General features: G+C 58.6%; 28 protein-coding genes and 1 tRNA gene. 18 read left to right on the top strand and 11 right to left on the bottom strand.

Translation table 11 applies throughout. The annotated features are described in order from the left end of the window. The first annotated feature begins 39 nt into the window (after positions 1-39). The 4 genes from U873_RS0112515 to U873_RS0112500 all read left to right on the top strand — a co-directional run bounded on the left by U873_RS0112515 (position 40) and on the right by U873_RS0112500 (position 3,348). Positions 40-1,791: a VWA domain-containing protein gene (locus U873_RS0112515; protein WP_025128585.1), complete on the top strand. Its 1,752-nt coding sequence runs from the start codon at positions 40-42 to the stop codon at positions 1,789-1,791. 37 nt (positions 1,792-1,828) lie between these two features. Continuing rightward, entirely contained in the window at positions 1,829-2,410 is a 582-nt protein-coding gene (locus U873_RS0112510; RefSeq protein WP_025128584.1) for an RNA polymerase sigma factor, read from the top strand. Further along, a complete protein-coding gene (locus U873_RS0112505; protein WP_025128583.1) occupies positions 2,407-3,087 on the top strand; it encodes a hypothetical protein in 681 nt (226 codons plus the stop codon). Before U873_RS0112510 ends, U873_RS0112505 begins: the two co-directional genes overlap by 4 nt. Before the next feature lie 72 nt (positions 3,088-3,159). Further along, a complete protein-coding gene (locus tag U873_RS0112500; RefSeq protein ID WP_025128582.1) occupies positions 3,160-3,348 on the top strand; it encodes a hypothetical protein in 189 nt (62 codons plus the stop codon). A gap of 18 nt (positions 3,349-3,366) precedes the next feature. Here the strand turns inward: U873_RS0112500 and U873_RS0112495 are convergent, their stop codons facing one another. Next, on the bottom strand, positions 3,367-3,831 hold the full coding sequence (locus tag U873_RS0112495) for a hypothetical protein (RefSeq protein ID WP_025128581.1): 465 nt from the start codon (positions 3,829-3,831) through the stop codon (positions 3,367-3,369). After that, complete coding sequence (locus tag U873_RS0112490) at positions 3,831-4,679, bottom strand: hypothetical protein (protein WP_025128580.1); 849 nt, start codon at positions 4,677-4,679, stop codon at positions 3,831-3,833. Before U873_RS0112490 ends, U873_RS0112495 begins: the two co-directional genes overlap by 1 nt. A 321-nt stretch (positions 4,680-5,000) precedes the next feature. Between U873_RS0112490 and U873_RS35130 the strand changes: the two genes are divergently transcribed. Further along, complete coding sequence (locus U873_RS35130) at positions 5,001-6,215, top strand: site-specific integrase (RefSeq protein WP_081818647.1); 1,215 nt, start codon at positions 5,001-5,003, stop codon at positions 6,213-6,215. A 155-nt stretch (positions 6,216-6,370) separates the two neighbouring features. On the opposite strand, the gene U873_RS0112485 is transcribed toward U873_RS35130, so the two are convergent. Beyond that, positions 6,371-6,916: a hypothetical protein gene (locus U873_RS0112485; protein WP_025128579.1), complete on the bottom strand. Its 546-nt coding sequence runs from the start codon at positions 6,914-6,916 to the stop codon at positions 6,371-6,373. Between the two features lie 177 nt (positions 6,917-7,093). Between U873_RS0112485 and U873_RS0112480 the strand changes: the two genes are divergently transcribed. Continuing rightward, on the top strand, positions 7,094-7,294 hold the full coding sequence (locus tag U873_RS0112480; RefSeq protein ID WP_025128578.1) for a helix-turn-helix domain-containing protein: 201 nt from the start codon (positions 7,094-7,096) through the stop codon (positions 7,292-7,294). A 39-nt stretch (positions 7,295-7,333) separates the two neighbouring features. Here the strand turns inward: U873_RS0112480 and U873_RS34750 are convergent, their stop codons facing one another. Both U873_RS34750 and U873_RS0112465 read right to left on the bottom strand, forming a co-directional pair. Next, positions 7,334-8,227, bottom strand: a complete 894-nt coding sequence (locus U873_RS34750; protein WP_157838080.1) for a hypothetical protein — start codon at positions 8,225-8,227, stop codon at positions 7,334-7,336. 286 nt (positions 8,228-8,513) lie between these two features. Then, complete coding sequence (locus U873_RS0112465) at positions 8,514-8,729, bottom strand: helix-turn-helix domain-containing protein (RefSeq protein ID WP_025128577.1); 216 nt, start codon at positions 8,727-8,729, stop codon at positions 8,514-8,516. Between the two features lie 265 nt (positions 8,730-8,994). On the opposite strand from U873_RS0112465, the gene U873_RS0112460 reads away from it, so the two are divergent. Both U873_RS0112460 and U873_RS36655 read left to right on the top strand, forming a co-directional pair. Beyond that, positions 8,995-9,816, top strand: coding sequence for a hypothetical protein (locus U873_RS0112460; protein ID WP_025128576.1), 822 nt, complete (start codon positions 8,995-8,997; stop codon positions 9,814-9,816). 44 nt (positions 9,817-9,860) lie between these two features. Next, entirely contained in the window at positions 9,861-10,202 is a 342-nt protein-coding gene (locus U873_RS36655) for a hypothetical protein (protein ID WP_157838079.1), read from the top strand. A gap of 618 nt (positions 10,203-10,820) precedes the next feature. Here U873_RS36655 and U873_RS0112455 read toward each other — a convergent pair. Further along, entirely contained in the window at positions 10,821-12,077 is a 1,257-nt protein-coding gene (locus tag U873_RS0112455; protein ID WP_025128575.1) for a site-specific DNA-methyltransferase, read from the bottom strand. A gap of 82 nt (positions 12,078-12,159) precedes the next feature. Between U873_RS0112455 and U873_RS36650 the strand changes: the two genes are divergently transcribed. Further along, entirely contained in the window at positions 12,160-13,791 is a 1,632-nt protein-coding gene (locus U873_RS36650; protein ID WP_157838078.1) for a hypothetical protein, read from the top strand. A gap of 554 nt (positions 13,792-14,345) precedes the next feature. Then, positions 14,346-14,963 (top strand): recombinase family protein, encoded by a 618-nt coding sequence (locus U873_RS0112445; RefSeq protein WP_025128573.1) that lies wholly within the window; start codon positions 14,346-14,348, stop codon positions 14,961-14,963. Between the two features lie 172 nt (positions 14,964-15,135). Here the strand turns inward: U873_RS0112445 and U873_RS0112440 are convergent. After that, positions 15,136-15,212, bottom strand: a tRNA-Arg gene (locus U873_RS0112440). 188 nt (positions 15,213-15,400) lie between these two features. Here U873_RS0112440 and U873_RS0112435 point away from each other — a divergent pair. From U873_RS0112435 to gabT, 8 genes are all read left to right on the top strand, one after another. Next, on the top strand, positions 15,401-15,943 hold the full coding sequence (locus U873_RS0112435) for an RNA polymerase sigma factor (RefSeq protein WP_025128572.1): 543 nt from the start codon (positions 15,401-15,403) through the stop codon (positions 15,941-15,943). A 118-nt stretch (positions 15,944-16,061) separates the two neighbouring features. Next, complete coding sequence (locus tag U873_RS0112430; protein WP_011058560.1) at positions 16,062-16,289, top strand: RebB family R body protein; 228 nt, start codon at positions 16,062-16,064, stop codon at positions 16,287-16,289. A 25-nt stretch (positions 16,290-16,314) separates the two neighbouring features. Further along, on the top strand, positions 16,315-16,983 hold the full coding sequence (locus U873_RS0112425) for a hypothetical protein (RefSeq protein ID WP_025128571.1): 669 nt from the start codon (positions 16,315-16,317) through the stop codon (positions 16,981-16,983). A gap of 144 nt (positions 16,984-17,127) precedes the next feature. Further along, positions 17,128-17,655: a hypothetical protein gene (locus U873_RS0112420; protein WP_025128570.1), complete on the top strand. Its 528-nt coding sequence runs from the start codon at positions 17,128-17,130 to the stop codon at positions 17,653-17,655. A 113-nt stretch (positions 17,656-17,768) separates the two neighbouring features. Continuing rightward, entirely contained in the window at positions 17,769-18,083 is a 315-nt protein-coding gene (locus U873_RS0112415) for a RebB family R body protein (protein ID WP_025128569.1), read from the top strand. A gap of 55 nt (positions 18,084-18,138) precedes the next feature. Beyond that, the gene (locus U873_RS0112410) at positions 18,139-18,453 is read left to right on the top strand and encodes a RebB family R body protein (protein WP_025128568.1); all 315 of its coding nucleotides are present in this window, start codon (positions 18,139-18,141) and stop codon (positions 18,451-18,453) included. Between the two features lie 380 nt (positions 18,454-18,833). Beyond that, positions 18,834-20,276, top strand: coding sequence for an NADP-dependent succinate-semialdehyde dehydrogenase (gene gabD / locus U873_RS0112405; protein ID WP_025128567.1), 1,443 nt, complete (start codon positions 18,834-18,836; stop codon positions 20,274-20,276). Positions 20,277-20,450: 174 nt separating this feature from the next. Continuing rightward, on the top strand, positions 20,451-21,731 hold the full coding sequence (gabT, locus tag U873_RS0112400) for a 4-aminobutyrate--2-oxoglutarate transaminase (protein ID WP_025128566.1): 1,281 nt from the start codon (positions 20,451-20,453) through the stop codon (positions 21,729-21,731). Between the two features lie 72 nt (positions 21,732-21,803). Here gabT and U873_RS0112395 read toward each other — a convergent pair whose 3' ends face one another. From U873_RS0112395 to U873_RS0112380, 4 genes are read right to left on the bottom strand one after another with little or no spacing between them, the layout of a single operon-like run. Then, complete coding sequence (locus U873_RS0112395) at positions 21,804-22,817, bottom strand: PLP-dependent cysteine synthase family protein (RefSeq protein WP_029978360.1); 1,014 nt, start codon at positions 22,815-22,817, stop codon at positions 21,804-21,806. 47 nt (positions 22,818-22,864) lie between these two features. After that, positions 22,865-24,013 (bottom strand): aminotransferase class I/II-fold pyridoxal phosphate-dependent enzyme, encoded by a 1,149-nt coding sequence (locus tag U873_RS0112390; protein ID WP_025128564.1) that lies wholly within the window; start codon positions 24,011-24,013, stop codon positions 22,865-22,867. Then, positions 24,010-25,437, bottom strand: a complete 1,428-nt coding sequence (locus U873_RS0112385; protein ID WP_025128563.1) for an MATE family efflux transporter — start codon at positions 25,435-25,437, stop codon at positions 24,010-24,012. The genes U873_RS0112390 and U873_RS0112385 overlap by 4 nt, the downstream gene beginning before the upstream one ends. Next, positions 25,431-26,429 carry an ornithine cyclodeaminase gene (locus U873_RS0112380; protein ID WP_025128562.1) on the bottom strand — a complete coding sequence of 333 codons (999 nt, stop codon included), beginning with the start codon at positions 26,427-26,429 and terminating at the stop codon, positions 25,431-25,433. Before U873_RS0112380 ends, U873_RS0112385 begins: the two co-directional genes overlap by 7 nt. Between the last annotated feature and the right edge of the window lie 19 nt (positions 26,430-26,448).

Raw genomic sequence — 26,448 nt, 5'->3', positions numbered from 1 at the left:
GGGAGGGAATGGATCATTTCTTCCCGAGGTCAGCCCCCCATGTCCCTTCCCCTGCATTTCCTTCGCCCGGCCGCCCAGGGTTTTGCCACCGGCCTGCTGCTGGCTGTCGCTGGCTGCGGTGTGTCGTCCAAGCCTGAGCCCACCGAGGCCGCCTCGGCCCAGGGCGCGCTGCAGCCTGCAGCACCTGTCCAGTACGAGGTGCAGTATGCGGATGTGGCGATGGCCAAGCGCGGCCTGCGGACTGTTTCCCTGTCTGCCCCGATGCCGGCGCCGACGGTCGCCCGGGAATCGATGCTGGCCGGCTATCGCGAGCAACCTCGGGAGCAGTACCAGACGCTGGCGGACAACCCGATCCACAGCGTTGCCCAAACCCCGGTCTCCACCTTCAGTGCCGACGTCGATACCGGTGCCTACGCCAACGTCCGCCGCCTGCTCAACCAGGGCAGCCTGCCGCCCGAGGGCGCGGTGCGCCTGGAGGAAATGGTCAACTACTTCCCCTATGACTACGCCCTGCCCAGCGACGGTTCGCCGTTCGGCGTGACCACCGAACTGGCGCCGTCGCCATGGAACCCTCACACCCGCCTGTTGCGTATCGGCATCAAGGCTTCGGACCAGGCGGTGGCGCAGTTGGCCCCGGCCAACCTGGTGTTCCTGGTGGACGTATCCGGCTCCATGGACCGTCGCGAGGGCCTGCCCCTGGTGAAGAGCACCCTCAAGCTGCTGGTGGACCAACTGCGGGACCAGGACCGGGTGTCGCTGGTGGTCTACGCCGGTGAGTCGCGAGTGGTATTGGAGCCTACCTCCGGACGCGACAAGGCGAAGATCCGCACCGCCATCGACCAGCTCACCGCCGGCGGCTCCACGGCGGGGGCCTCGGGGATTCAACTGGCCTACCAGATGGCCCAGCAAGGTTTCATCGACAAGGGCATCAACCGCATCCTGCTGGCCACCGACGGCGACTTCAACGTCGGCATCAGTGACTTCGACAGCCTCAGGGCCATGGCCGCCCAGAAGCGCAAGAGCGGTGTGTCCCTGACCACCCTGGGTTTTGGCGTGGATAACTACAACGAGCACCTGATGGAGCAACTGGCAGATGCCGGCGATGGCAACTACGCCTACATCGACAACCTGCGCGAGGCGCGCAAGGTGCTGGTGGACCAGCTCAGCTCGACCCTGGCGGTGGTGGCCAGGGACGTGAAGCTGCAGGTGGAGTTCAACCCGGCCCAGGTCAGCGAATACCGCCTGCTGGGTTACGAGAACCGTGCCCTCAAGCGTGAGGACTTCAGCAACGACAAGGTCGATGCCGGAGAGATCGGCGCCGGCCATACCGTCACCGCCTTGTATGAAATTGTCCCGGCGGGTGAGAAGGGCTGGTTGGAACCGCTGCGCTACGGCTCGGCCAAGGCCCCTGAGCAGAACGCCCGGAAGGCTGAGCTGGCCATGTTGCGGCTGCGCTACAAGGCGCCGCAAGGCGGTAGCAGCCGCTTGATCGAGCGGCCGATCACGGCCCAGCAGCCGGCAACGCTGGCACAGGCCAGTAACGACCTGCGCTTTGCCGCCGCGGTGGCCGCGTTCTCCCAGCAACTCAAGGACGGTCGCTACACTGCCGACTTCGGCCTGGCAGAGACCGCCAAGCTGGCCCGCAGCGCCAAGGGTGATGATCCTTTCGGCCTGCGCGGCGAGTTCATACAGCTGGTGGAGCTGGCGCAAAGCCTGCAAACTCACGAACCCAATGCCCAGGCAGCGGTTCGGACGGCGGGTACTGAAGTTGTGCAGAGCCGCTTTGAATAAGCTCATGACGAGCAGTGAACAGGAGTTCCTGGGCCCTATGTCTGCTGCCCATTCAGCCCGCGACGCCAGCAGCGATGAAGCGCTGCTGGCGCGTTACCGCGCCGGGGAACCTGCGGCCTTCGAGGTGCTCTACCAGCGCCATCGCCAGGGCCTGTATCGCTTTGTGCTGGGCTTGTGCGCCAAGGCCGAGCTGGCGGAGGAGGTCTACCAGGAAACCTGGCTCAGCCTGATCCGCAGTACCAGCCAGCCCCAGGGCCGGGCCAGCTTTCGTACCTGGCTGTACCAGATTGCCCGCAACCGGCTGATCGACCACTGGCGCAAGCACGGCCAGCGCAACCCGCTGCACGACAGCTACGACGAACAACTGCACGGCGAAGCCGACCACACTCCCGGTCCGGAACAGCAACTGAGCCTGTGCCGCGACCAGCAGCGGATCGAGGCGGCCCTGCAGGATTTGCCCGACGACCAGCGTGAAGTCTTTCTGCTGCGGGCCCACGGCGACCTGGAGTTGCCAGAGATTGCCAGCCTGACCCAGGCTCCCCTGGAAACGGTGAAAAGCCGTTTCCGTTATGCGCTGAAAAAACTGCGTCGGCTCCTGGCCGAGGAGGTACTCACATGACTGACGCCCGACAGACCCCGTCCCCTGAAGAGCAGATGCTGGCGCATGTTCGCCAACACAGCGGCCAGGAGCCGCCGGCCCATCTCGATGCGATGATCCTGGCCGCTGCGCGTCGTGCGGCGCCGGAGCCCAGGCCCAGCCTCTGGCAGCGCTGGGTGCAAGCCTGCCAGCGGCCGCGCTACCAGTTGGCCTTTGCCAGCCTGTTTGGCGTGGCGCTGGTCATAGGTGTGCTGCGACCTTCCCCGGAACACTACCCACAACAGGCCTTTGCTCCAGAGCCCGCTCCGGCGCCGGCTGCGCCCAAGGCCCGCCAGGCGGCGCCACGTGCCGCCGAACAGGCCGGGGCACTGAGCGCCCCGGCGCCTGCCGCTCCAGCCCCGGTGGTTCCGGCGGCACCTGTCGGCAGTTTCGCCGCGGCGCCGCAGATGGAAGCGTTCAGCGATGTACGGTCTTCTACGCAGGCTTCCGACTGGGCAGAGTCGAACACGCTGGCCAAGCGCATGTCGGCCTCGGTCAAGCCCCAGAGGATCAAGCGACTGGATGAGCAACTGCAGGTGGTATTGCATCTGTGGGAGGGTGGCCAGAGCCGTGAGGCCGCCGAGTTGCTGCTGCAGTTGCATAAAGCCTATCCACAGGAGGATCTGGACGCGCGCCTGCAAGACTTGCGTCGTCCATGAGACGCAAGGATTGGCTGTCGCTGCGGAAAACGCGCACTATCAGGCCAGTTACCAGAAAGTGAGAGGCCGGTCATGGCACCCCGCATCGACCGCATAGCGGCAATGTTGAACTGCCCGATCAAGGGCGCGGAACTGCGCCAGGCCATCAAGGAAAGTCGCAAGGACTTTGGCCTGGAAGAGAATGAGGACGACGCTGAACAAGCGTCGCCGGCCGATACCGATCAGGCCGAGCCGGACCCCGAGGCCGCCGAGGATGCGTAATCCCGGCGGCTGGTGCGTTCACGGGTAGGGGAAGGCGGGCAGGTCGATGAACTCGGGGGCGGCGCCATCGGCGGCCATGCGCCGGGCCCGCTCCGGCAGCAGCCGGGCGTGGTTTTCCACTTGCCAGCGGTACCAGCTCAGGCGCTGCACGATCCGCTGCCGGCATCGCTGCGGCAACTGCGCCAGCAGGTCGGCGCTGTCGGGCGCCCAGTGTGCCCGGGTCGAGTAGTAGCAGAACAGGTTTTCCCGCAGGCCGAAGCAATCCTCGAGGTTCTCCTCGACGCTGTACGCGTAGAGCTCGAAGCTCGCGCTCAGTTGCTGGGCTCCGTCGGCGTGGTCCCGCAGGTAGGCGAAGACTCCCGGCCAGTTGATGCAGTAAAGGTGCTCGTCCCAGTCGCCATCCCGGGTCAGGTACTGGCCCTGGCCGCGAAAGAACTGGGGTATTTCCTGGCGCTCCAGGGCCTCTTCAAAGTTGCTTTTCATCAGCGGGCATCCTCTCGTGTGCCTTGGACATCAGCAATGCTGACAGACAGCGCCACGCATTCGATCACGCAGTCGAAGCCGATTTCCAGGCGCAGGTAATACCCGGGGCTCAGGCGAGTGAGCTGGGTGCGCATGCGCCCGTCGAAGCGCGTGCCGCCAACCGCCAGTTCGCTGATGCCACCGATGTTGAGCGTGAAGCGGCAGTGGGTCAGGGCCTGGCTGGTGGGCCAGAGGGCGGGCAGGGGCTGGCGCGGCAAGGCGCCACTCAAGTGCAGGTGCAGTTGCTCGCCCTGGAAATGCGGCCCGAGGGTATCCAGGTCATAGGGCGTGGCCGCTAGATCGAAGACCGCCTTCCAGGCCTCGGTGTTGTCGATGTTGAACAGCCAGTCGTGAGAGCCCAGAGCCCGGGGCGCAATGGCCCGGCATTCGGCTAACGAAGGCAACTGCGCGCGCGTCAGGTCCGCGTGCCACAGTTCCCGGGCCGCGCTGAGCATGCGCTGGAAGAAGTCCCGGCTGTCGTTGAGCACCGCCGGCCAGCCAGCAGGCCACTGCTCGTAGTCGTAGTCATCTTCGAGGGGTTCCCAGACCTGTTCGAAGTCGTAGTCCGGGTCATCCAGCGCCGCTTGCAGAACGTCCACCATGCGCTGGCGATAGCGGAAGTTTTCCCGGGGACCACGGCGTGTCAGCCCGTACTGGCGAATCAGGTATTCGCGGTCCTGGGGATCATCGGGGTTGTAGCGACTCAGCTCGGCATCCAGGGCCGGGGACAAGTCATCGCTCATGAACCAGTCGACCCAGTTGCGCAGGCCTGGCTCAAAGGGTGGGGTGTGCGAGGGATGGCGCAGCATCGAGACCTCCTGTCCGGGGCCGCGAATGTAGCAAGTTGTGCCCCCCAGGCCCAGCGTCCCACGGGGGGATTTCGCCCGGCGCTGGCTGCGCCCCGAATGCATGGCCCACAAAAAAGCCCCGGGCCATTCGGCCTGGGGCTTTTTCATCAGAGCTGGTGCACCCGGCGGGATTCGAACCCACGACCCCTGCCTTCGGAGGGCGAATTCAGATAGCCGTGGTGGTTCGTTACTGCTTGTTTTATTGGGTTTTTCTGTCCGGTTGAGTACGTCGATGACGAGCCGTATAGTAGATTTTGCACCCACCTTGCACCCATAGGACCTATGAAAGCAAAACTCACTCTCTCCTTGCTTAGCGGCCTGGAGGTCACCGGCATCACATATGAGGTTCACGATACCACTGTCACTGGCCTTTTTGTGCGAGTTACGGCTGCTGGTCATAAGGCCTATGTCGTACGTTGGGCTAGGGGCAGGAAGAAGACACTCGGGCGTGTGGGTATCCTCACACTGGATCGTGCACGTAAGGAAGCGCTGCAATATCTCGCTGAAGCTCATGAGCATGGCGAGCCCCTGGCCGTCTCCAAACGTAAGGCAGAAAGCTTGATGCCAACTCTGGAAACGTTTCTGACGGAACAGTTCGAACCTTGGGCTAGAGTTCATCATCGAGACCACCTCAACGGCCTGCGAGCCATCAGATCGTCTTTCGCTGATCTGCTGCCCCTGCGAATCGACGAAATTGATCATCGTCGTGTTGAAAGCCTGCGTATGTCGTGGATAAACCGTGGCAACGCCTCAGCGACCGCGAACCGAAACATCCAACGTATTAAAGGATTGTTGTCTAGGGCTGTGGAATGGGGCGTGCTGACTGAACACCCTCTGGCAAAGTTGCGTCGTCTCAAGACTGATCAGAGGGGACGCATTCGTTACCTAACTACAGAAGAAATGGCTGCTTTGCGAGCTGCCATGATCGCTCGCGAAGAGACTATTCGAGCGGAAAGGGACAGTGCTAATGCTTGGCGCAGAGAGCGGAATCAGCAATTGATGCCGGACCTGCGCAAGGTTGTTTTCGCCGATCATTTGAAACCGCTTGTACTGCTGAGTATCAATACTGGAATGCGCCGTGGGGAAGTGTTCAACTTGCAGTGGGTTGATGTTAACTTCAATGGGAAATTTTTGACTGTAGAAGGAGGCACATCGAAATCAGGGCAAACACGACATGTCAATCTAAACAAGGAGGCGCTTCAGGTGTTAAGTGATTGGCGTGATCAACAAGTGGCTCGTTCCGGTTTCGTATTTCCAAGTGATAAAGGTGGGCGTTTAGATAACGTTAAAAAAAGTTGGGCGGGGTTGTTGGAGCTTGCGAGAATTAAAAAATTCCGGTGGCACGACCTGCGGCACACTTTTGCTTCTCTGCTGGTAATGGCTGGAGTACCGTTGAACACGGTTCGGGAGCTGCTGGGCCATTCAGACATAACTACGACTTTACGTTATGCCCATTTAGCCCCTGATGTCAAAGCGGCGGCTGTGGAGCTAATATGATAGTGGTCGTTAGCTGCAATGAAAGGAAGGCATGGTCCTCATCAGGCTTGCAAATGTATCTAAGAGCGGTCTTTGCTTTTTATTCTCACTATGTCGGACCACATGGCGCAACGTCGTGGCGGCAGCTTCAAACGTGAGGCGTGCCAGAAGTGGGATTATCGCTTATCACTCGTTGAAGCTTTGAGATATTCCTTGTAGCTCATCATGATACTTGGGTTCTTTATTCGGAAGTCGGCGTAGCTTTCCAGAAAGTCCATGTTTGCAGCGATTTTGTCTGTATCTACGCGAGGCACACTATCAAATTCTTCAATCTTTAGAATTCCTTCTGCTTTTGTGAAAATTTCCTCTTCTCCACCAAATAGGGTTTTGGATGAGATGATTGCCAGAGTTATAAATTGATCGGCAGTGTTAAGAGCGTCATTCGCTAGATATGATAGTCGCAATTTGATAATGATCGGGTTCCTATCGACTAGTGCCAGTTCTAATGCTGCTTTTAAAGTAAGTCCGCCATTGGTAAAAACTGATTCGCTGACGGCAACTTCTGTTTCAGCGACTTGAGTACTTTCTGCGGCCTCCATCAGCAGACGCTCAATGGTACGGGTTGCAGTCGTGTTCCCGAGGTTGGCCAGACCTTCAAGCAGAAGCTTTGATTGGGGTTCAACTCGCAGATGAATGATTTCTGATTTCTTTCTGATCGCCATTTTCTATCCAGCAGATGTGCAGTGGAGGGCACACATTGCCACACAGCATATGGAAACACAATTGCTATCGTCACCGCACTTTTATTTGTGTTGACACATTTGATGGCGCCACGATACAGTGAGTCTCATCGTTGAGGCTCCAAGCCTTGTCCTGCAAGCTTTTGAGGATGCACGCAGATGAATCACCTTGATTTAGTTGCTCCCCTGTCTGTCGGTGTTGACGAGAGTGCCCGCCTGATCGGCGTGGCACGCTCGATGATGTATGAAATCCTAGCGCGTGGTGACCTCCAGAGCTTCAAAATCGGTCGCCGACGTTTGATTCTGGTTAAAGACCTCGAAGCGTTTATTGATCGCCAGGCCAAAGAAAACGCCCGCTGAAGGGCATCTGCTTATTGCCACGGTGCTCTGAAATGGGGCTCAGGCAGGCTTCGGCGCGAATACTAGGTAGGAAAACAGTTCCTTTTTAAAGGCTTTGGTATCCAGGGCAGCGCCTTGCAGCACAGAAAATACCGTGTTGTACACCAAATCCTTAAAATTAGACCATTTTTCTGGCGCTCGCAGTCTAGCTTGACCGTACTGAGGCTGTAACAGTGGCTCATACTTGACGTAGAAGTATTTATTATAAGTGTGGCTTTCCGATTGTCGCTCCAAGGCCATATAGGCAATGAAAAGCAAGCGCCTTATCTGACGTAGCATTTTTACCCGATCACCGCCGTAACCGATGAAACGTGTCAATTCATCCATGTATGCAATGTATTTCGATTCGGTAGAGTTTTGAATTGAAGTGCTTTTTGAGTGGCAAAGTATATCTAGCCGCTCTTGAAGTGTTTTATAACCGTAAGTCATTAGAGAATCAGCATCCTCCCCTGGTGCTAACGCCAGGATTTTTTCCACTAGCTGGTATTTTTTTGATTTTCGCACAGGTGCCAGTTCAAGGTAACGAGGAATTATATCGCCTAAAAAATGCTCAACCAAGATCAGCACGTCATTTGCAGGAGTGTCTTTCTCAATAGCCCATTTTGACTTCAGCTTCTTATTGCTAATCGACAAACCACCACCCAGATACTTCTTGCCAAATTTGTTATTTTGGTATTTGCCGCCATAGAAGAGATTTTTGCAATGGAACAAACCTGTGCGACCCTTTCCTTTAACAGGATGGATATGGCACAGCGCGACCTTTCCTTTAGGGCGATTTCGTACAAGCTCCATAGTTTTCAGGAAGGAGTCTATTGTGTGGCCGGTAAAAATTTGAACAGTGCCTGCCCTTCTGCACTCACACACAAGTTTAATAACTTCATCATTTTGGCGCATGTTGGCCCTGCGTTGCAGTGCCCTTTTATTATTGGACTTTTGCTTCCTGTGAGACACCTTTCGGCACTTGGGAGTACAGTAAAGCTTTTTACTCCACTGCCTTGAAGTTTTTTGTATCTCTGAATTACATGTCGGGCATAGCTTAAGCATAACTATCACTCAGTGCAATGATAGTCTTTATTTACAGTTTATAAGTTGAAGCCGTCCCCATGTCCTGACTAGCTGGACTCAGAGAAATGTGGGAGGAAGTCCAACAAGGATACTGATTTAAACAGGAGTAGTGATTTCAGAGCCCTGCGAAGAGTTCTGATAGCTCAATGTTGAGGGCATCGGCGAGAATTTTGATCGCGACAAGGCTCGGGTTTGCGCCGCCTGTTTCGATCCGAGACATATACGTCCGAGCAAAGCCGCACCTGTCGGCGAAGGCTTCTTGGGTCATTCCGGTGGCTAGGCGAAGCAGGCGCACACGCTGGCCAAACTGCTGATTTAGGGATGAAGGCATTCCCAAATGATGTGACCATGTGCTCTAATCATGAACACACTAATCGTGACATTGGGTGTTTTATGATCAGATTTTTGGCAACACCCGGGCTCAAGCATTTTAAGCCAGCGCCTCGTGACTAAGCTCTCTACCTGCGACAGGGGGTATTTATCGCCATAACTCTTGATATTCGGCTGTAGAGGAATTTAGAACTCCACATCTAAATGCTTTTTATAGAAAGCGACACTTTAATAAACATCAACTGCAACTTGATAAGGAAATTGATATGCTCAGGCTCTGTTTGACTCTTTTTTTCACGCTACTATGTTCATTGTCTCATGCCGCTTTACCCCCTGCCCCTTTGACCATTTCGGCGGCCCAAGAGGTGGCAAATGAGTTCAGGGACTACTATGAAGATGACTTTAAATATGACATGTCTAGAGTGGCGCAGTCCGTATTCCCGACGCCAGAACAGTCATATGTATATGCAAAATACATGAGCAAAGCGTTTGCAAAAGCTGGCTATAGCCTGGACGAAACTCTATATGATTATTTTAAATCTGGTGGCCCATCTGGTGGGGCTGCTGGCCATCCTAATATTTTATTCTCGCAAAAACTTAATCTGACTGTGTATGCCGACGCCCTCAAAAATGCCGCTATTGCTAATGCATTTATCAAGGCTAACGCTGTTTCTGAAAAAACAATAGCGTATGCAAAGGATGTTGCGAAAGATCTTCCAATTACTAACGCTGATTATGTAATTAATGCAACTCCAGGATATTCGATACCGGGCACCGAGGGATACAGCCGAGAAAGCGGCAGATTCATCGGTCAAGTCAAGATCGGTACTGGCCCCTGGGAAGGCTGGTTGTATTTTGAATGGGAAGCACGAAGGGGCGAACAGTACGGCATCGGAATAGCACAAGTCGCTGGGATTGACGGTGATGAGGCTGAGATTTTCAAGGCACTGGATGGGAAAAGAATAAAAGCAGAAGGCATTTATTTTATAGCTAAAGGACTGGTAATGGGTGACCCTAACACAAAAAATATTGCCATTGATCCTCTGATTTTTGACCTAAGCCATAAAATGATATTTAAAGTCCTCTAGCGGATTTGAGTTGTTCGTCACAAACTTTAAAAAAGAAAATATCTATGAGTGTTTTTAAATGCCTTGCCATCGTTACAGTCTCAAGCTTCTCCACGTTTGCATTATCCGAGCAGTTCACCTACTTCTCATATCAAGAAGGTGGATATGCCGGGAGAATGCTTGTTGCAAACGAACTAGCGCATGGCACCCCCGTACAGCCTATCGCCGTCCACATCCAGACTGTAGATACGGGCACCCATCACGAATGTAATGTTTGGGCTATGGAAAACACTGTTGCTAGAATCCAGTCTAATGAAGAGATATCGACATCGATGCGGGTGGTAGATGAAAATAAGACAGCGACTGGTGAAACTTTCGATGTGTGCTCCGTAAGTCAGCAGCTGTAATTACTACATCCACGCCAAGTGAGTATTGCGGTGTTTCAGCGATGTTTTCTGGCCGCTGGCAACGCAGTCAAGAGGAAGCTGGAGGCGAAAATGAACAGCAAGGAGAGTAAGATGCGTTATGAGTCTTTGGCACTGCGAATATCGAGATCCACTCTTGAGCGCCTCTCTAGCTAAATAACTTTGACAGGCCCCTTTTTGGATTTTTTAAGCGGGGCTTTTCTTGCTTACATCTTAACATGGCGGCTGCCTATCCACAGCTTGACCGCCTTTGTGCTGCTGCATTGAAAGCCTCTCCAGCTCTGAGCCGCATACTATGTCATGACTTGACTATGATTATCATCCTTCATAACAGTAGTCATTACTTATTAGTTTAGAAAGTCAAGACGTCCCCATATCCTGACTACCTCTAGAGAGAGTCGATGTTCAACTGGCTGCTAGATTACTGCGTTTCGGTGCGGGGAAGGGGAAGCGGAAGGGAGGTCAGCTTGGGAAGACTGTACTCATAATTATGAAGCTTGAGATTTAGGGCGTATCGAGAGGGTGGAAAGTGTGGCTGATTTTGGCACAGTTTAGCTTTCTGCGCCAAAAGGGGGGAAATCAGTCATTTGCAAACATCCATTACACTATTGCATAAGTGTAATCATGGTGTAAGGATTTTATATGGGCAAGCCTCGCAACAGTTATTTCGGATATACATTTGAACCCTTTCGAATAGGCAATATGGTTCTTAGGTATGCCTACGGACTGCTCGACCAGTAAAACTTTCCGACTCCCACCATCAACTATATTTAGGTTGTGAGCGGCTTGGGCCGTAGTCCCACTTCCGGCGAAAAAATCCAATATTATCGAGTCTTGCGTGCAGAGGGAAAGTATCACATCCTCAATGAGCTTTAGTGGTTTCGGTGTTTCAAATACCTTATCGCCATATATGTCTTTTACTTCTTTGGTCGCTCGCTCGGTAAGGTAACTATTGTCATCCCACACGCTGCGAAGTTTTACCTTCTTATCATGTGAGCTATAGTTTTTGACATATATCACTCCATTCTTGCTGGCGTAAAGTTTCCAAGAATCCTTGGACGCCTTCTCTAATCCCCATAACCAGCGACGTTCTGTCCCGCTGCTATCAATGGGATAAACTGTAGATAGTCCTTCGGCGTATTGCGTGAACACATGACCATCTTTGTTGTAAAACAAAGGGTAGAACATATTAGGGCGGTCCTCGCGACGACTAGCATCACCTTTCTTTCGGAAAAGCCCGTCTATTTTGAATCTGCCGTATTCATCTACCTTGTCATACTTGCTCACATCGTCACCCAGGCCAATGACCTGAGACTTACTGCTTTTGCCGTACACTACTAAATACTCATGATTCACAGCAATGTTACGACTGCTCCCTTTGCCATTCTTGCTTCTCACGACCACAATGTTTCCAACGAAATTGCTGCTGCCAAATATAGAGTCTAATAGCAATCTCAAATACGGTTGTTCGTAGTCGTCAATGCTTACACATAAGAATCCATCTTCAGACAGCAGCTGGTGGGCCAATGCTAACCGAGGAAGCATAAATGCCATCCAGGCGGCGTGGACTCCGAAAGCCCCTTTTTCATCAGATAGGCGAGTATCGTTGTATACAAACTTATTGCATGTATTATATGGAGGATCAATATAGCAAAGATTTATGGAGCCTTCTCGGCTTTTGGAAAGCTCTTGCAAGGCGCTTAGGTTGTCACCTCTAATCAATAAGCCATCCAGCTGACGTGAGAAAAACTCATCCACTTCGCGGATATTCAGGTTTGACGCCTGAAGAGGAAGCCCCGTTTGAAGGCTCAGCAGGCTTGCAATTTCAGATATCATTTGATTAGTATATGAAGACAAATTTAGACCCTCGCCAATAGACGCATAATACTATATGGCGGGTCACTTAGAAAGCGTTTTAAAACTGCATGGACGTTCAAGAATGAGAATCCCTGAAATCGCACTAACTCTAGAGGAAAAGCTTGTAGAGTTTGACGCTTGGCTAACGCCTCAGCTTGTCGAAATCAAGTCTAGCGGTCGCTTCAGGGATGAGCTATCCCTTATTGCGCATGTAATTGAAAGTCTGGCCCCTAGACTTAATAATTTCGGCAGTATCGAAGACTGCGCTATACATCCTCTAGCCACTTCGGTTATAGAACAAGCCCTTACATTAGCTCACAGCGCTCCCGAAGATTCGTGGCGGGCTGAAAAAGATACATCCCTGTTCATTTGCGGTTTTTTCAACCTTTTGTTTTCGGTGACTGGCGCAACCGACAATAATCTTAAAAACCACTTTATGATAAAGCTCTTGCAGGATGAGGCTATAACAGGCTTTCCTGAACGGGTCTTTATGACGAAGAAAGGCGTTCGCACAGTAACGGATTTTGTGGTAAGGCCGCTGGGGCAAACAATAAAATGCGTTGACCTAGCTACGAAACTTGGGCGAGGGCTCGTTTCTCACGCAGACTCAGAGTCTAGAAAAATCGCTTTAAGTAAAGGTATGGATCTACGAGGGGCCGCGCTACAACTAACTTATGAGTATATCTCTCTCATCATGGTTGATAGGAGCGATTTTCGACAGTTCTGGGCTGTCTGTAGATCGTATATGCGCTGCTTGGAAATTTCACCTGAGGCTGCGCGGGCCCTTATCGCGCCTTCAATTATATTCAAAATAAGAGGCTCGGTATCAGCGTCCGCAGGTCACGTTCCAGAAACCATCTTGCGGGACAAGCTGCAAATGTTGGGATTAGAGCCTGATGTTGATTATAATCTGACCGATGTAATAATAGGTGATCAGGAAGTTACGGAAGGCGGGAAAAATAAAACTAAAACTCGTGCATATGATTTTACGCTTCCTTACAAAACAGAAGGTTGGTCCCCAAAGATATTCATACAGTCTCAGTTTTACGCCGGAGATTCTGGAAGTGTCTCGCATAAAGTAGTCGATCAAACAGTGGCTACACGCCCATTCACCAGAAGCAAACATAAAGATGCTCGCTTTGTGGAGTTCTTAGATGGGGCCGGATATTTCGCGTCCTTGCGTGGCGACCTGATACATATGCTTCGAATGGAGGATACACATTCTGTAATACAGGTTCGCTCGCTGTGGGTAAGATTAAGGCGTGAGTTGCAATCTATTGGTTTTATCACTCCAATTGAGATTGAGCATGCAGCGCTGCGAACCGATGATGGCAACATTGAAGAGGTTAAATCTATTTTGACCGACGAAGGTTATTCTTTACTGGAGATTGAGCGTGGTATCACGTACTCCATCGGTCAAAATATATTGTCCGTCTTCGGCGGTTGTTTACAGCTTAATCCTGATAGAATCGCTCTTGCTCGGAGACTGTTCATAATTGACACTATCGCAATAATCGGGCGTCATTTGATAACTGCCGAGGACATGCGTAGAAGTATCACTATACCCGGATATGGCCCGTCCTATGGGTCGGACAGCCCCTCTTTAGCCAAGTCGGTTGAGAAAAGTTTCAAGTATGGTCCTTTAAATATTGCTGAGTTCACCTCTGATTTGGAATGGCTGACAGAGGAAAAGGTCATAAGTCAATCTCATTGAGGTTTATGGTTATGAACTTATATCGAATGTATGCCCCCCGTGAGTCACGCTTCGGGGGCAGATTAAGCCTCAATTAAATGGCCATTTTTATCGGTGGTGATGAATTTCATCTTAATTGAATCAATGGCATGACTAGTTGATAGTGGACATAAAAAAGCCACCGAGCGGTGGCTTTTCATCGTTCTGGAATTATTTGAGCTAAACCACTAGGCTCGAATTAGAATTTCTATTTGCTCAACTCTGATCCCCAAGCCGATAGCAATCCCCCTTTTGCCTTGCTCGATGGTTAGCCCTTCTTAGTCCTCGGGCAACTCCTCATCTTCGGCAATCAGAGCATCGTCGCCTTGCAGATGTGCTCCTATCAGAGCTGGTACTGGCATGAAATTCAACTCATTTAGTTCGAGGCCAAGTCAAATGATCGGCCACATCGTTCCTTTTAGGTATGCCTGATCTGATACGCGCATATTTTAGTATATCCTCGCTTTTCGCTTGATAAATAACACCCAAAGTGCAACGCTATTAGTAGAGCGCCCTAACTGATACAGGCACCTATCATGTTCATCCGCGCATACCTTCGAGCCTCCACCGAAGAGCAAGACGCCGGCCGCGCCCGCGCCTCGCTTGAGCAGTTCGCCAGCGACCATAACAAGGTCATCGCCAGCGTGTACCTGGAGAACGCCAGCGGCGCCACCGCCGACCGGCCGGAGCTGCTACGCCTGCTAAAAGACGCGCGCAAGGGTGACGTGCTGCTGGTGGAGTCGATAGATCGGCTATCCCGTCTCCCGGTGGAGGATTGGCAAAAGCTCAAGGCGGCTATCGACTCCAAGGGCCTGCGCATCGTCGCGCTCGACTTGCCGACCAGCCACCAGGGAATGCAGGACACGAAGGGCGACGAGTTCACCGGGCGGATGTTGGGTGCCATCAACTCAATGCTGGTGGAAATGATGGCGGCGATCGCGCGCAAGGATTACGAGCAGCGCCGCGACCGGCAGGCCCAGGGCATCGAGAAAGCCAAGGCCGCCGGCAAGTACCAGGGGCGGCCAGTGGACGCCGATCTGCACAAGCGTGTCACTGAGCTGCTCGGCGCCGGCCTGGGGATTCGCGCGACGGCCCGGCACGCCAACTGCTCGACCACCACCGTGCTGAGGATCAGGGACCTGACCACCGCCTGACCAGCAGAACCCAGTCGGTTAATTCTGGGTTGCCGGATAGAGCCCAGCCTAGAACAAAAAAAGGCCCCGCCTGATCTGTCAGAGCGGGGCCTTTCCGTTTGCTGCTGCACCCACCCTGCACCCATGACGTTTGGTGTGTCCTTTCGGATAATGGCTAAGTACTTGATTTTACTGGTGCACCCGGCGGGATTCGAACCCACGACCCCTGCCTTCGGAGGGCAGTACTCTATCCAGCTGAGCTACGGATGCAGTGCGGGCGACATCATACCTATGTCGACTCGGGGCGTCCACGCCGGTTTTCATCCTGTTGCCCCAGGCGCCCGGAACCCAGGGAAACCCGGGCCGTGGCGGCAATTTTTCCCGCTGCTTCGCTCCTGGGGGCCAGCGCACCCTGCAGCCATATCCGTGCAGTCACGGGGCACAGGGAGGTGCGGGAGATGAATTGTTCCATGCAAGGCGGCCTGCAGGCGGCACTGGCCGACCCGCTGTTCGAGGCAAGCTGGCGGGCGGTGTTGCCCGGGTTGCAGCGCCGCGCCCGGCAGCTGGCGCGGGGCAATGTCGACAGTGCCCAGGAATGGCTGGCCGCCACGGCAATCAAGGCCCTGCTGTTCTTTCGCCGGTCGCCGGAGCGGATCCGCGATCCCCAGGGTTTTCTGTTCCTGGTGCTGGACCATGTGTTTCTCGACAGCTGCCGCCGGCTGGCTCGGGAGCGCCGTCTGTTCGTCAACCTGGTCGATCTGGAACAGGACCCGCTGCAGCAACTGGAGGCGCCGCAGATGTCGGTGCTGGATCAGGTGGAACTGCTCGAAGCCCTGGCCCAGCTCAGTCGACGGGTGGCGCAGTTGCCGCTGAAGAAGCGCCGGTTGTTTGAACTAAAGTTTGTCGATGACCTGCCCTACCCACACATTGCCGCCGAGCTGGGGATGAACCAGCCCCTGGCGCGCAAGCATGTGCAGCTGTTACGGGCGGCGCTGCGTTGATCGGCGCTGAAGATTCACAGCAGGCCCGCTGGCACGTTCTCGTTCAGTGAGCCTGTTTTCGACGCTGTAGCCGGCGCCGCCGCATCCTGCGGGGGGCCTTCCATCTAAGGAGAGATGTATGCCAGATCCCATGGTCAACTCGCAGATCACCGACGCTGTCACCCAGACCAACGTCAAGGTCGTGGCCGAGGCTCCGGCCCAGGCCATTGCCTCGCTGTACCAGGTGGCCAGCCATTCGGCGGGCCTGTCATTGCAGAACGCGGTCAACAGTCAGCAGGCGCTGAACCAGATCTCCAATGCGGTGGTGTCCAAGGCCGTGGCGTTGATCATGGCCATCGGCGAGTAGGGCCTGCTGGCCCGGGAGAATCGTCATGGCGTGGTTCAAGAAGAAATCCCCACTCGCCGCCCCGGCCGATGACGCCGCGAGCGTGGCCGGTGACCCGAGCGCTGCCGCTCCGGCCGCGGACCCGGCTGCGGCAAGCGCTGCCGATCCGGCGAACGAACCGGCCGCCGCACCGGCGGCCGATCCTTCACCCTCGAAATCGCCGGCCGGCGCGGCACCGGTCTCGGTGATGGAAACGATGAACGAGCAGATGCTGAAGCAGGCCACCACCCCCAGCACCGACAGCACCGATGCCCTGAACAGCCAGATCGTCCAGGCGGTGCAGTTCACCAATGCCCAGACCTTCAGTTATGCCCCGGCACAGATCGCGATAGCTCCCGACATGATGATCAGCCAGGCCGCCGGCCTGGTGGCGCAGTCGGCGGCGGGGTACTTCGACGGGGTCAGCAAGCTGGCCCTGGCGGCCCAGGCGGTGCTGCTCAAGCAGATGACCGAGAACATCGTCAAAGAGAACGTCAAGGGCGCCGCCGAGGATGCCCTGGGCGTCCTGGCCACCGATCTGATGGTGGGGGCGGCGGCAGCGGTGGCGGCGGCTGCCGGGGCCATGGAGGCCGAAGCCGCCAGCGTGGCCATCGACAAGATCGACGCCAGCATCGCCAAGTACAGCGCGACCCTGGCCAATCGGCCGTCGTCCTGAACCTCCCACCCGGGCGCGCAAGGCGCCCCAGTGGCTTGAATTCAAGGGCTGTGCTTGCGCGGCCCCTGCTTACCCCCTGGCGTTGAAGTTCGACGGACCCGGTGCCCAGCCCTTCAACGCCATTCATCGAAGAAGGAGCATGAGATGGCGACTGAAGACCCCAATGCGCTAGAGACGATCATCCGTTTTGCCGAGGCCTACCTGAAGCGGCCATTGACCCTGGTCGAGCGCCAGGTGCTGGAGGCTTTTGTGCGCAACAAGCCGATGGACCTTTCCCAGGCCTCGCAGCAAACCGTCGATCAGGCCCGCCAGCGTGCCGGTCAGGTGCTGCAGGACGATGAGCGGCGCACCCGGCAGATTCTCGAACAGATAAGCGGCGCCAATGCCGGCAGCAGAAACGATCCCCAGGCCCAGGAGCTGGTGCTCCAGCAACTGTTGGCGGCCGCCGGAGCCCTGTCGCCGGTCCAGGCTTCGCCTCCACCCTCTGGCCCATCCCCGGCTTCACCAGCACCGGCGCCGGTCTCGGCGGACGACCCGGTGCTCAAGGCGATGATCAGCACCCTGGTGCAGCAGGAAGTGAAAGCGGCCGTGGAAGCGCGGATGAGCGAGCTGTCGCAGAAAGTCGAGGACACCCTCAAGCAAGTGACCCAGAACACGGGCAGCGGGCAATAGGCACCCCCTGAACCAAGCCCCGGGCCTCTGCTGGCTCAGGTTCACAGGACCCGGGCTGCCACGTTCACTCAATGACACGGAATGCTCCGTGTACTAACAAAGGAAGTTGAGCCATGCCACTTGTTAACGAACAAATCACCGATGCCGTCACCCAGACCAACGTCAAAGTCGTCGCTGAAGCGCCGGCCATGGCGATGGGCACCATCTACCAATCCATGGCCCAGGCCACCGCGATCCTGTTCCAGAACTCGGTCTCGGCGCAGCAGCAGCAAAACACCCTGGCCCAGGCCGCAACCAACCAGGGCGTGATGCAGATCTACAGCGTCGACACCACCGCCGGTGCCGCGGCGACCGAGAAGGTCGCCCAGGGCGGTGTTTCCGACAACCTCACCAGCTTGCTGACGGTACTCAAGTCCTTCCAGGGCTGAGTGGCTGAACGCCTGATTTCCCGTTGAACTTTCCTGCTGAAAAAATGGAGTTTTTATGAGCACAGTCAGTCCGCAAATCACCGATGCCGTCACCCAGACCAACGTCAAGGTCGTCGCCGAAGCGCCGGCCATGTCGATGGGCACCATCTACCAGTCCATGGGCCAGTCCGTGGCCATCCTGTTCCAGAACTCGGTGTCGGCCCAGCAGCAGCAAAACACCCTGGCCCAGGCCGCGACCAACCAGGGCGTGATGCAGATCTACAGCGTCGACACCACCGCCGGTGCCTCGGCCACCGAGAAAGTCGCCCAGGGTGGTGTGGCCGACAACCTCACCAGCCTGTTGACGGTGCTCAAGTCGTTCAGCGGCTGACCCTTCCCCTGGCGTGTTGCCAACGCCCCCGCCGCCTGTCGAAGGCTGCGGGGGCGTTGTCTTTTGGCCCGGCGATCGGCGGCCTTGCCCCGGGATATTGACCGCCAGGCGCCTTTACGTTCTTTTTTTCGAACAGCCTATTGTCCTTTACCCCCATTGATCCTAGGATTCGTTTGAGATTTCAAACGCTCTTGCCTGGGTGCCCAAGGGCACGTCTATCCTTGTGTGCGATATTTTCGTGCTTCAACCCAGTGAACGATTTTCCTGACGGCAGCCTCGATGCAGGCCGGTGGCAGCGCGACTGCGCCCACTCCTGACGAGGCGCCTTTCTACAATCACAATTCGCCCCGCGTATGCGCGGTGCTGTTAAGGAAGCCGACATGCAGCTCAAAGACGCCCAGTTGTTCCGCCAACAAGCCTTCATCGATGGGGCTTGGGTCGACGCGGACAATGGCCAGACGATCAAGGTCAACAACCCCGCCACCGGCGAGATCCTCGGCACCGTGCCGAAGATGGGCGCCGCGGAAACCCGCCGTGCCATCGAAGCCGCCGACAAGGCCCTGCCGGCTTGGCGTGCCCTGACCGCCAAGGAGCGCGCCAGCAAGCTGCGCCGCTGGTACGAATTGCTGATCGAGAACCAGGACGACCTCGGTCGCCTGATGACCCTGGAGCAAGGCAAGCCACTGGCCGAAGCCAAGGGCGAGATCGCCTACGCCGCTTCCTTCATCGAATGGTTCGCCGAAGAAGCCAAGCGCATCTACGGCGACGTGATCCCCGGCCACCAGCCCGACAAGCGCCTGATCGTGATCAAGCAGCCGATCGGCGTGACCGCGGCCATCACCCCGTGGAACTTCCCGGCGGCGATGATCACCCGTAAAGCCGGCCCGGCCCTGGCCGCCGGTTGCACCATGGTCATCAAGCCCGCCTCGCAAACCCCGTTCTCGGCCCTGGCCCTGGTGGAACTGGCGCACCGTGCCGGTATCCCCAAAGGCGTGCTGAGCGTGGTCACCGGCAGCGCCGGCGACATCGGCGGCGAGCTGACCAGCAACCCGATCGTGCGCAAGCTGTCGTTCACCGGCTCCACCGAAATCGGCCGCCAGCTGATGGCCGAATGCGCCAAGGACATCAAGAAGGTTTCCCTGGAACTGGGCGGCAACGCGCCGTTCATCGTGTTCGACGACGCCGACCTGGATAAGGCCGTCGAAGGCGCGATCATCTCCAAGTACCGCAACAACGGCCAGACCTGCGTCTGCGCCAACCGCCTGTACATCCAGGATTCGGTGTACGACGCCTTCGCCGAGAAGCTCAAAGTCGCGGTGGCCAAGCTGAAGATCGGCAACGGCCTGGAAGAAGGCACCACCACCGGTCCGCTGATCGACGAGAAGGCCGTGGCCAAGGTCCAGGAGCACATCAACGATGCCCTGAGCAAAGGCGCGACCCTGCTGGCGGGCGGCAAGCCGATGGAAGGCAACTTCTTCGAACCGACCATCCTCACCAACGTGCCGAAAAACGCCGCGGTGGCCAAGGAAGAGACCTTCGGTCCATTGGCGCCACTGTTCCGCTTCAAGGACGAGGCCGAAGTCATCGCCATGTCCAACGACACCGAGTTCGGCCTGGCCTCGTACTTCTATGCCCGCGACCTGGGCCGTGTGTTCCGTGTGGCCGAGGCCCTGGAATACGGCATGGTCGGGGTCAACACCGGCCTGATCTCCAACGAAGTGGCGCCGTTCGGCGGCATCAAGGCTTCGGGCCTGGGTCGCGAAGGCTCCAAGTACGGCATCGAGGACTACCTGGAAATCAAGTACCTCTGCCTGGGCATCTGATTTCGCTTCAAGCGCAGGGGGCACGAGAGCGCTGTCCCTTTGCGCCGCTGTAAAAACGTAATTTTCAAGGTGGCCCGGAGCGCCTCCGACAGTCGATCAACGCATGCTGTCGCAGCCCTTCCGGCCCCGCAACCCTTGAATCACGCCGCTTTAGGAGCGGTGAATGAGGATTTTATGAGCAAGACCAACGCATCCCTGATGAAACGCCGTGAAGCCGCTGTCCCTCGCGGTGTTGGCCAGATTCACCCGATTTTCGCCGACAGCGCGAAGAACGCCACGGTTACCGACGTTGAAGGTCGCGAGTTCATCGACTTCGCCGGCGGCATCGCGGTACTGAACACCGGCCACGTGCACCCGAAGATCATCGCCGCAGTGACCGAGCAACTGAACAAGCTGACCCACACCTGCTTCCAGGTCCTGGCCTACGAGCCGTACGTGGAGCTGTGCGAGAAAATCAACGCCAAGGTCCCAGGTGACTTCGCCAAGAAAACCCTGCTGGTGACCACCGGTTCCGAAGCCGTGGAAAACGCTGTGAAAATCGCCCGCGCCGCCACTGGCCGCGCCGGCGTGATCGCCTTCACCGGCGCCTACCACGGTCGCACCATGATGACCCTGGGCCTGACCGGTAAAGTCGTGCCTTACTCGGCCGGCATGGGCCTGATGCCAGGCGGCATCTTCCGCGCGCTGTACCCGAATGAACTGCACGGCGTGAGCATCGACGACTCCATCGCCAGCATCGAGCGCATCTTCAAGAACGACGCCGAGCCTCGTGACATCGCCGCAATCATCATCGAGCCGGTCCAGGGCGAAGGTGGTTTCTACGTTGCGCCGAAGGAATTCATGAAGCGCCTGCGCGCCCTGTGCGACCAGCACGGCATCCTGCTGATCGCTGACGAAGTGCAGACCGGCGCTGGCCGTACCGGCACCTTCTTCGCCATGGAACAGATGGGCGTTACCGCCGACCTGACCACCTTCGCCAAATCCATCGCCGGCGGCTTCCCCCTGGCCGGTGTCTGCGGCAAGGCCGAGTACATGGACGCCATCGCTCCAGGCGGCCTGGGCGGCACCTACGCCGGTAGCCCGATCGCTTGCGCGGCAGCCCTGGCGGTGATGGAAGTGTTCGAGGAAGAGCACCTGCTGGACCGCTGCAAGGCCGTGGGCGAGCGCCTGGTGACCGGCCTCAAGGCCATCCAGGCCAAGTACCCGGTGATCGGTGAAGTGCGTGCCCTGGGCGCGATGATCGCGGTCGAGCTGTTCGAGAACGGCGACAGCCACAAGCCGAACGCCGCCGCCGTGGCCCAGGTTGTGGCCAAGGCCCGCGACAAGGGCCTGATCCTGCTGTCCTGCGGCACCTACGGCAACGTTCTGCGGGTGCTGGTGCCGCTGACCTCGCCGGATGCGCAACTGGACAAAGGCCTGGCCATCATCGAAGAGTGCTTCGCTGAGCTGGCGTGATGCCTGGGCCTGAAGGCCCGCTGTAAAAAGCCGCTGGCGCCCCTGGCCCAGCGGCTTTTTTATGCCGGCGATTCAGGCCCGGGCCAGCCAGCCGGCCAGTTGCTGCCGGACCCGCGGCTCGAAGAGCTGATGGCGGTCCATCCACTCATCGTTGAACACCGTGTCCAGGTACTTCTCCCCGCCGTCGCAGACCAGGGCCACGATCAGGCTGCCCGGCGCCGCGTCCTGGGCGTACTTGAGCGCCTGGTACACCACCCCGCCGGCCGAGCCGCCCAGCAGCAGGCCATGCTCCCGTGCCAGATAGCGGGCGGTTTCAAAGGCCTCGGCATCGGACACCTTCAAGCCGCTGTCGATCAGCGGGTAGTCGATCAGCACGCCGATTTCCGCGCCTTCCGGGGTGCCGGTCCCGGACTGGTGATAGCAGGCCCCGGGGCCGCCGAAGATCACCGAGCCGCAGGGCTCGACGCCGATGATCCGCACCTCGGGGTTGTGGGCCTTCAAGGCGCGGGCGGTGCCGCACAGCGAGCCGCCGGTGCCCACTGCGCCAAACAGGCAATCCAGGCGCCCGCCCAGGGCGCTGTGGATTTCCTCGGCCAGGGCCTGGTAGCCGTTGGCGTTGGCCGGGTTATTGTGCTGCTGGGTCCAGTAGGCACCCTGCTCCCGGGCAATGCGGGCGGCGGTGGCGTCGCGGTCGGCGGTGGCCAGGCCGCCGTCGGGGCTGCCGACCCGCACCAGCTGCGCGCCGAAGGCCTGCATGCCCCGCAGTTTTTCCGCCGAGGCATGATGGTCGACCACGGCGGTGAAGCGATATCCACGCTCGGCGGCGATCAGCGCCAGGCCCAGGCCGGTATTGCCCGAGGTGGATTCGACAATCCAGCCGCCGGGTTGCAGCAACCCTTGGGCTTCGGCTTCATCGATCATCTGCCGGGCCATGCGGATCTTCGCGGTGCCGGTGGGGTTGTACTGTTCCAGCTTGAGCAGCAACTGGCAGCCGTTGGCGGTTTCACACAGTTGGAGCAGGGGCGATGCGCCGATCAGATCGGAAACACGCTGCTTGATGCCGCAGGTGCAGGGTGGCGAATCCATGGTGACCTCGGAGTAGGGGGGCAGGAAAAGGGCCTCGGGCCTGACAATCACGGGCTTGTGCAACGCAGTGCCGCTACGGCGCGTTGCAAGCCTTCGAGAAACCGCAGGTTGTCCGCGGGCTGGCCCAGGGACATGCGGATACAGCTCTGGTAGCCGGGCTCGCGCCAGGCTTTGATGATGATTGCCTCGTCAAGCAAGCGCCGGTTGACCTCCAGGGCATCGACCCCGGTGTCGATGAACAGGAAGTTGGTCCGCGAGGGTGCTACCCGCAATCCCGCCGCAATCAATGCCCGTTGCAGGGGCTCCCGGGCCTGGGCGGCAAAGGCCTGGCTGCGCTGCACATGCTGCGGGTCACCCAGGGCCGCCAGCGCGGCGTGCTGGGCGGCCTGGTTGATGTTGTAGGGCGTGCGGACCCGGTCCAGCGCCTGCACCAAGCTGGCGTCGCTGGCGATTCCGTAGCCCACCCGCAGCCCCGCCAGGCCGTAGGCCTTGGAGAAGGTGCGCAGGACGATCCAGGGTCGCGACTGGTTGCGCAGTGTGCGCAGGGCATCGGGGAAATCCGCGTCGGCGCTGGCGAACTCGTAGTAGGCCTCGTCGATCACCAGCAGGGTGTCGTCGGGGGCCGAGTCGATCAGCCGGGTGAAGGCCTGGTGATCGAAGATCGTGCCCAAGGGGTTCGACGGGTTGCTGATCAACAGCATCTTGGTCGGCGTGGCCAGGGCGGTTTGCCAGGCGTCGAGGTTGCAGGAGAAGTCCGGGTTGGACGCGACCTTGACCACCTGCGCGGCCATCATCAGAGGAAAGATCTCGTGCAGGCCGAAGCAGGGCGACTGGGTGACCACGCGATCCGCCGGATCGAGGAAGGCCAGGCACAGCAGCTCCAGCAGGTTCTCCGAGCCGTTGCCGATGATCAGGCGCTCGGGGTCGCTGTCCAGGTGTTCCCCCAGCGCCCGGCGCAGGTGCTGGCAGGCCGGGTCCGGGTAGCGGCTGTAGCTCCGCGCTCTGAGCTGTTCGAGCGCCGCCAGGGCCGCCGGGGCCACCCCCAGGGGATTCTCGTTGTTCGACAGCTTGAGCAATGGGTGGGTGCTGCGGCGCGCCACCTGTTCCGGGTCGGCCCCCGGGTCGTACAGGGGCAGGGCCTTGACGCTGTTGCGCAGCAGCTTGAGCACGGCAGTGGCGCAGGGCGTGGCAGTCATGTGGGCTCCTTGGCGGCCGGGTCGGCCACGGTTGCCAGTGGGGCGGGCTCGGCCTGGGCCAGCAGCGCCTTGAGCTGTTTCTCGAAGGACACCAGCAGCAGCACGGCGGTGGCCGCAAGGCCGATGGCCAGGCCTATCCAGATGCCGTAGATGCCATTGGGGCTGAGGATGCCCAGTACATAGGCGGCGGGCAGGCCCACCAGCCAGTAGCCGTAGAGGGAGATGCGAAAGGGCCCGGCGGTGTCGCCGATCCCGCGCAGGATGCCGTTGCCGATGTTCTGGCTGGCGTCGAAGAACTGCAGTACCGCGGCGATCAGCAAGCCACTGGCGGTCAGGGCCAGCACCTCCTGGTTGGCGCTTTGTTCGGCGGAAATGAACAGCGCGACGATCGGTTGGGCGAACAGCAGGTAGAGCACCGCGAACAGCAGCATCAGCAGCCCGCCGGCTGCCAGGCCCATGTGCCCCAGTTGCCGGGCGCGATGGTACTGGGCGGCGGCATGGGCCTCGCTGATGTGGATCGAGGCCGCGTGGGAGATTCCCGCGGAGAACATGAAGACGATGTAGATGATCTGGTTGAGCACGGTCTGGGCGGCCAGCGCTTCCATGCCCAGGGTGCCGATCAGCAGGGTCAGGACGCTGAAGAAGCCCGCCTCCGAAGCGTAGGTGCCGGCAATTGGCAGGCCGAGTTTCCACACCGCCCCCAGGCTCGCCCAGGAACACTTCAACTGCCCGGGGGCGAAGTACCGCGCCAGCTCACGGTTGCTCAGCACCACAGCGAGGAACATCAGGCACGAGAGCAGGAACACCAGGCTGCTGGTCAGGGCCACGCCCTCGAAACCCAGGGCCGGCAAGCCGAACCTGCCGTACACCAGGGCGTAGTTCAGGCCCGCGGTGAGCACGATCGATACCAGGGTAATGAGCAGCAGCGGCCCTGGGGTCTTCAGGCCGACAGTGAAGTGGCGCAAGGTCTGGAACCACAGGCACGGCAGCAGGCCCGGGGCCAGGATCGTGAGGAAACGCACGGTGTCGGCGGCCACGCTCGGGTCCTGGCCGAGCCAGACCAGCGGCCGCTCCAGAAGCAGCAGCACGGCAATGAACAGCACACCGCTGAGGGTGGCCCAGAACAGCCCGGCCACCAGCAGTTGGCTGATCTGCTGCGGCTCCTGGCGGGCATTGGCCTGGGCCACCAGATTGCTGACGCCGGTGACCAGGCCGGTGCCGGTGGTACGCAGCTGGTTGAACAGGGCGATGGCCAGGCCGCCGGCGGCGATCTCCTTGGCCCCCAGGGTGCCCAGGACCAGGATATCGATGGTGGTCAGCGCGACATGGGCCAGGTTGGTCAGGATCAGCGGGCAGGCCAGCAGCAGCAACGGCAGGAATTCGCGCTTCCACAGCGGCCAGCCACGTGGGTCGGAGTTCACCATAGCTTGACCCTCTGGCCACGCTGGCCGGCCAGGGCCAGGTCCGCGAGGTAGCGTCCCAGGGCCACGTCGGTGACCACCATGCCGCTGTTGTAGGCGAAGACCACGTCCTGCGGGTGGCGCCGTGCGGGGGCATGGCCGAGGAGGATGTCCGGCAGTTCGGCATCCATCGCCGGCAGGCTGCCGTCGGCGGCGGCAAGGTCGGCGCTGGTGACGCGCATCTGTGCGCTGTCGGTGGCGATGCGGTAGTCGGCGCCGTGCAGCACGTCGGCATCGATGCCATAGCCCACCAGCACCGCCACCGCTCCGGGCTTGAGCCAGGCGCGTCGTACCTGCTGGCGGGCGGTCAGGCCGGCCACGCCGAGGATGATGTCAGCATTCGCCGCGGCCTCGGCCAGGTCGCTGACCACCTCCACCCTGCGCCCCGGGCAGTGGCGTTGCAGCGCTTGTTCCACGGCCTTCAGGCCCTCGGCGTAGTGGCCGTAGACCTGCAGGCGTTCCAGGCCGGGCAGCGCGGCCAGGAGCATCGGCAAGGCAATCTGCCCCTGCACGCCGGTGCCGACCACCAGCGCGGTGCGCGCCTGCGGGCAGGCCGCCCGGGCCATCAGCGCCGAGGTCGCGGAGGTGCGCATCGGTCCCAGCTGGGCGACGTCCATCAGGGCAATCGGCTGGCCGCTGTGGTCATCGCAGAGAAAGATGAAGGAGTGGAAGCCATAGGCGTCCCGCAGGCGCTGCGGGTCGTGTTCGTACACCACCTTGAACCCCAGGGTCTGGCTGGCCCCGTCGCGGCCGACCATGGAGTAGCTGATGGAGCGCTGGTCCCTGGGCTCGACAATGGTCTTCAGCGGGTTCTGCGAGTCGCCCTGGCGCAGGGCGACATAGGCCTGGCGCACCACCTCGAGCACATCGACATAGCGCACGCCGAGGTCTTCCAGGGCGGCTTGCGGCAGCACCCAGAGTTCGCCGGGGGCGGCGTATTGCGTTGAGCGGTTCATCCTGATTCCTCTTGGCAGA

Origin of the sequence: Pseudomonas sp. PH1b (assembly GCF_000633395.1) — a bacterium.
GTDB lineage: Bacteria > Pseudomonadota > Gammaproteobacteria > Pseudomonadales > Pseudomonadaceae > Aquipseudomonas.
The sequence above is the reverse complement of the archived record's forward strand: the minus strand, read 5'-3'. Positions and strand labels throughout refer to the sequence as shown.

What these genes read in the sequence shown, in the direction of transcription:
- U873_RS0112515 (WP_025128585.1), top strand. Translation starts at nt 40, where the DNA reads ATGTCCCTTCCCCTGCATTTCCTTCGCCCGGCCGCCCAGGGTTTTGCC.
- U873_RS0112510 (WP_025128584.1), top strand. Translation starts at nt 1,829, where the DNA reads ATGTCTGCTGCCCATTCAGCCCGCGACGCCAGCAGCGATGAAGCGCTG.
- U873_RS0112505 (WP_025128583.1), top strand. Translation starts at nt 2,407, where the DNA reads ATGACTGACGCCCGACAGACCCCGTCCCCTGAAGAGCAGATGCTGGCG.
- U873_RS0112500 (WP_025128582.1), top strand. Translation starts at nt 3,160, where the DNA reads ATGGCACCCCGCATCGACCGCATAGCGGCAATGTTGAACTGCCCGATC.
- U873_RS0112495 (WP_025128581.1), bottom strand. Translation starts at nt 3,831, where the DNA reads ATGAAAAGCAACTTTGAAGAGGCCCTGGAGCGCCAGGAAATACCCCAG.
- U873_RS0112490 (WP_025128580.1), bottom strand. Translation starts at nt 4,679, where the DNA reads ATGCTGCGCCATCCCTCGCACACCCCACCCTTTGAGCCAGGCCTGCGC.
- U873_RS35130 (WP_081818647.1), top strand. Translation starts at nt 5,001, where the DNA reads ATGAAAGCAAAACTCACTCTCTCCTTGCTTAGCGGCCTGGAGGTCACC.
- U873_RS0112485 (WP_025128579.1), bottom strand. Translation starts at nt 6,916, where the DNA reads ATGGCGATCAGAAAGAAATCAGAAATCATTCATCTGCGAGTTGAACCC.
- U873_RS0112480 (WP_025128578.1), top strand. Translation starts at nt 7,094, where the DNA reads ATGAATCACCTTGATTTAGTTGCTCCCCTGTCTGTCGGTGTTGACGAG.
- U873_RS34750 (WP_157838080.1), bottom strand. Translation starts at nt 8,227, where the DNA reads ATGCGCCAAAATGATGAAGTTATTAAACTTGTGTGTGAGTGCAGAAGG.
- U873_RS0112465 (WP_025128577.1), bottom strand. Translation starts at nt 8,729, where the DNA reads ATGCCTTCATCCCTAAATCAGCAGTTTGGCCAGCGTGTGCGCCTGCTT.
- U873_RS0112460 (WP_025128576.1), top strand. Translation starts at nt 8,995, where the DNA reads ATGCTCAGGCTCTGTTTGACTCTTTTTTTCACGCTACTATGTTCATTG.
- U873_RS36655 (WP_157838079.1), top strand. Translation starts at nt 9,861, where the DNA reads ATGAGTGTTTTTAAATGCCTTGCCATCGTTACAGTCTCAAGCTTCTCC.
- U873_RS36650 (WP_157838078.1), top strand. Translation starts at nt 12,160, where the DNA reads ATGAGAATCCCTGAAATCGCACTAACTCTAGAGGAAAAGCTTGTAGAG.
- U873_RS0112445 (WP_025128573.1), top strand. Translation starts at nt 14,346, where the DNA reads ATGTTCATCCGCGCATACCTTCGAGCCTCCACCGAAGAGCAAGACGCC.
- U873_RS0112435 (WP_025128572.1), top strand. Translation starts at nt 15,401, where the DNA reads ATGAATTGTTCCATGCAAGGCGGCCTGCAGGCGGCACTGGCCGACCCG.
- U873_RS0112430 (WP_011058560.1), top strand. Translation starts at nt 16,062, where the DNA reads ATGCCAGATCCCATGGTCAACTCGCAGATCACCGACGCTGTCACCCAG.
- U873_RS0112425 (WP_025128571.1), top strand. Translation starts at nt 16,315, where the DNA reads ATGGCGTGGTTCAAGAAGAAATCCCCACTCGCCGCCCCGGCCGATGAC.
- U873_RS0112420 (WP_025128570.1), top strand. Translation starts at nt 17,128, where the DNA reads ATGGCGACTGAAGACCCCAATGCGCTAGAGACGATCATCCGTTTTGCC.
- U873_RS0112415 (WP_025128569.1), top strand. Translation starts at nt 17,769, where the DNA reads ATGCCACTTGTTAACGAACAAATCACCGATGCCGTCACCCAGACCAAC.
- U873_RS0112410 (WP_025128568.1), top strand. Translation starts at nt 18,139, where the DNA reads ATGAGCACAGTCAGTCCGCAAATCACCGATGCCGTCACCCAGACCAAC.
- gabD (WP_025128567.1), top strand. Translation starts at nt 18,834, where the DNA reads ATGCAGCTCAAAGACGCCCAGTTGTTCCGCCAACAAGCCTTCATCGAT.
- gabT (WP_025128566.1), top strand. Translation starts at nt 20,451, where the DNA reads ATGAGCAAGACCAACGCATCCCTGATGAAACGCCGTGAAGCCGCTGTC.
- U873_RS0112395 (WP_029978360.1), bottom strand. Translation starts at nt 22,817, where the DNA reads ATGGATTCGCCACCCTGCACCTGCGGCATCAAGCAGCGTGTTTCCGAT.
- U873_RS0112390 (WP_025128564.1), bottom strand. Translation starts at nt 24,013, where the DNA reads ATGACTGCCACGCCCTGCGCCACTGCCGTGCTCAAGCTGCTGCGCAAC.
- U873_RS0112385 (WP_025128563.1), bottom strand. Translation starts at nt 25,437, where the DNA reads ATGGTGAACTCCGACCCACGTGGCTGGCCGCTGTGGAAGCGCGAATTC.
- U873_RS0112380 (WP_025128562.1), bottom strand. Translation starts at nt 26,429, where the DNA reads ATGAACCGCTCAACGCAATACGCCGCCCCCGGCGAACTCTGGGTGCTG.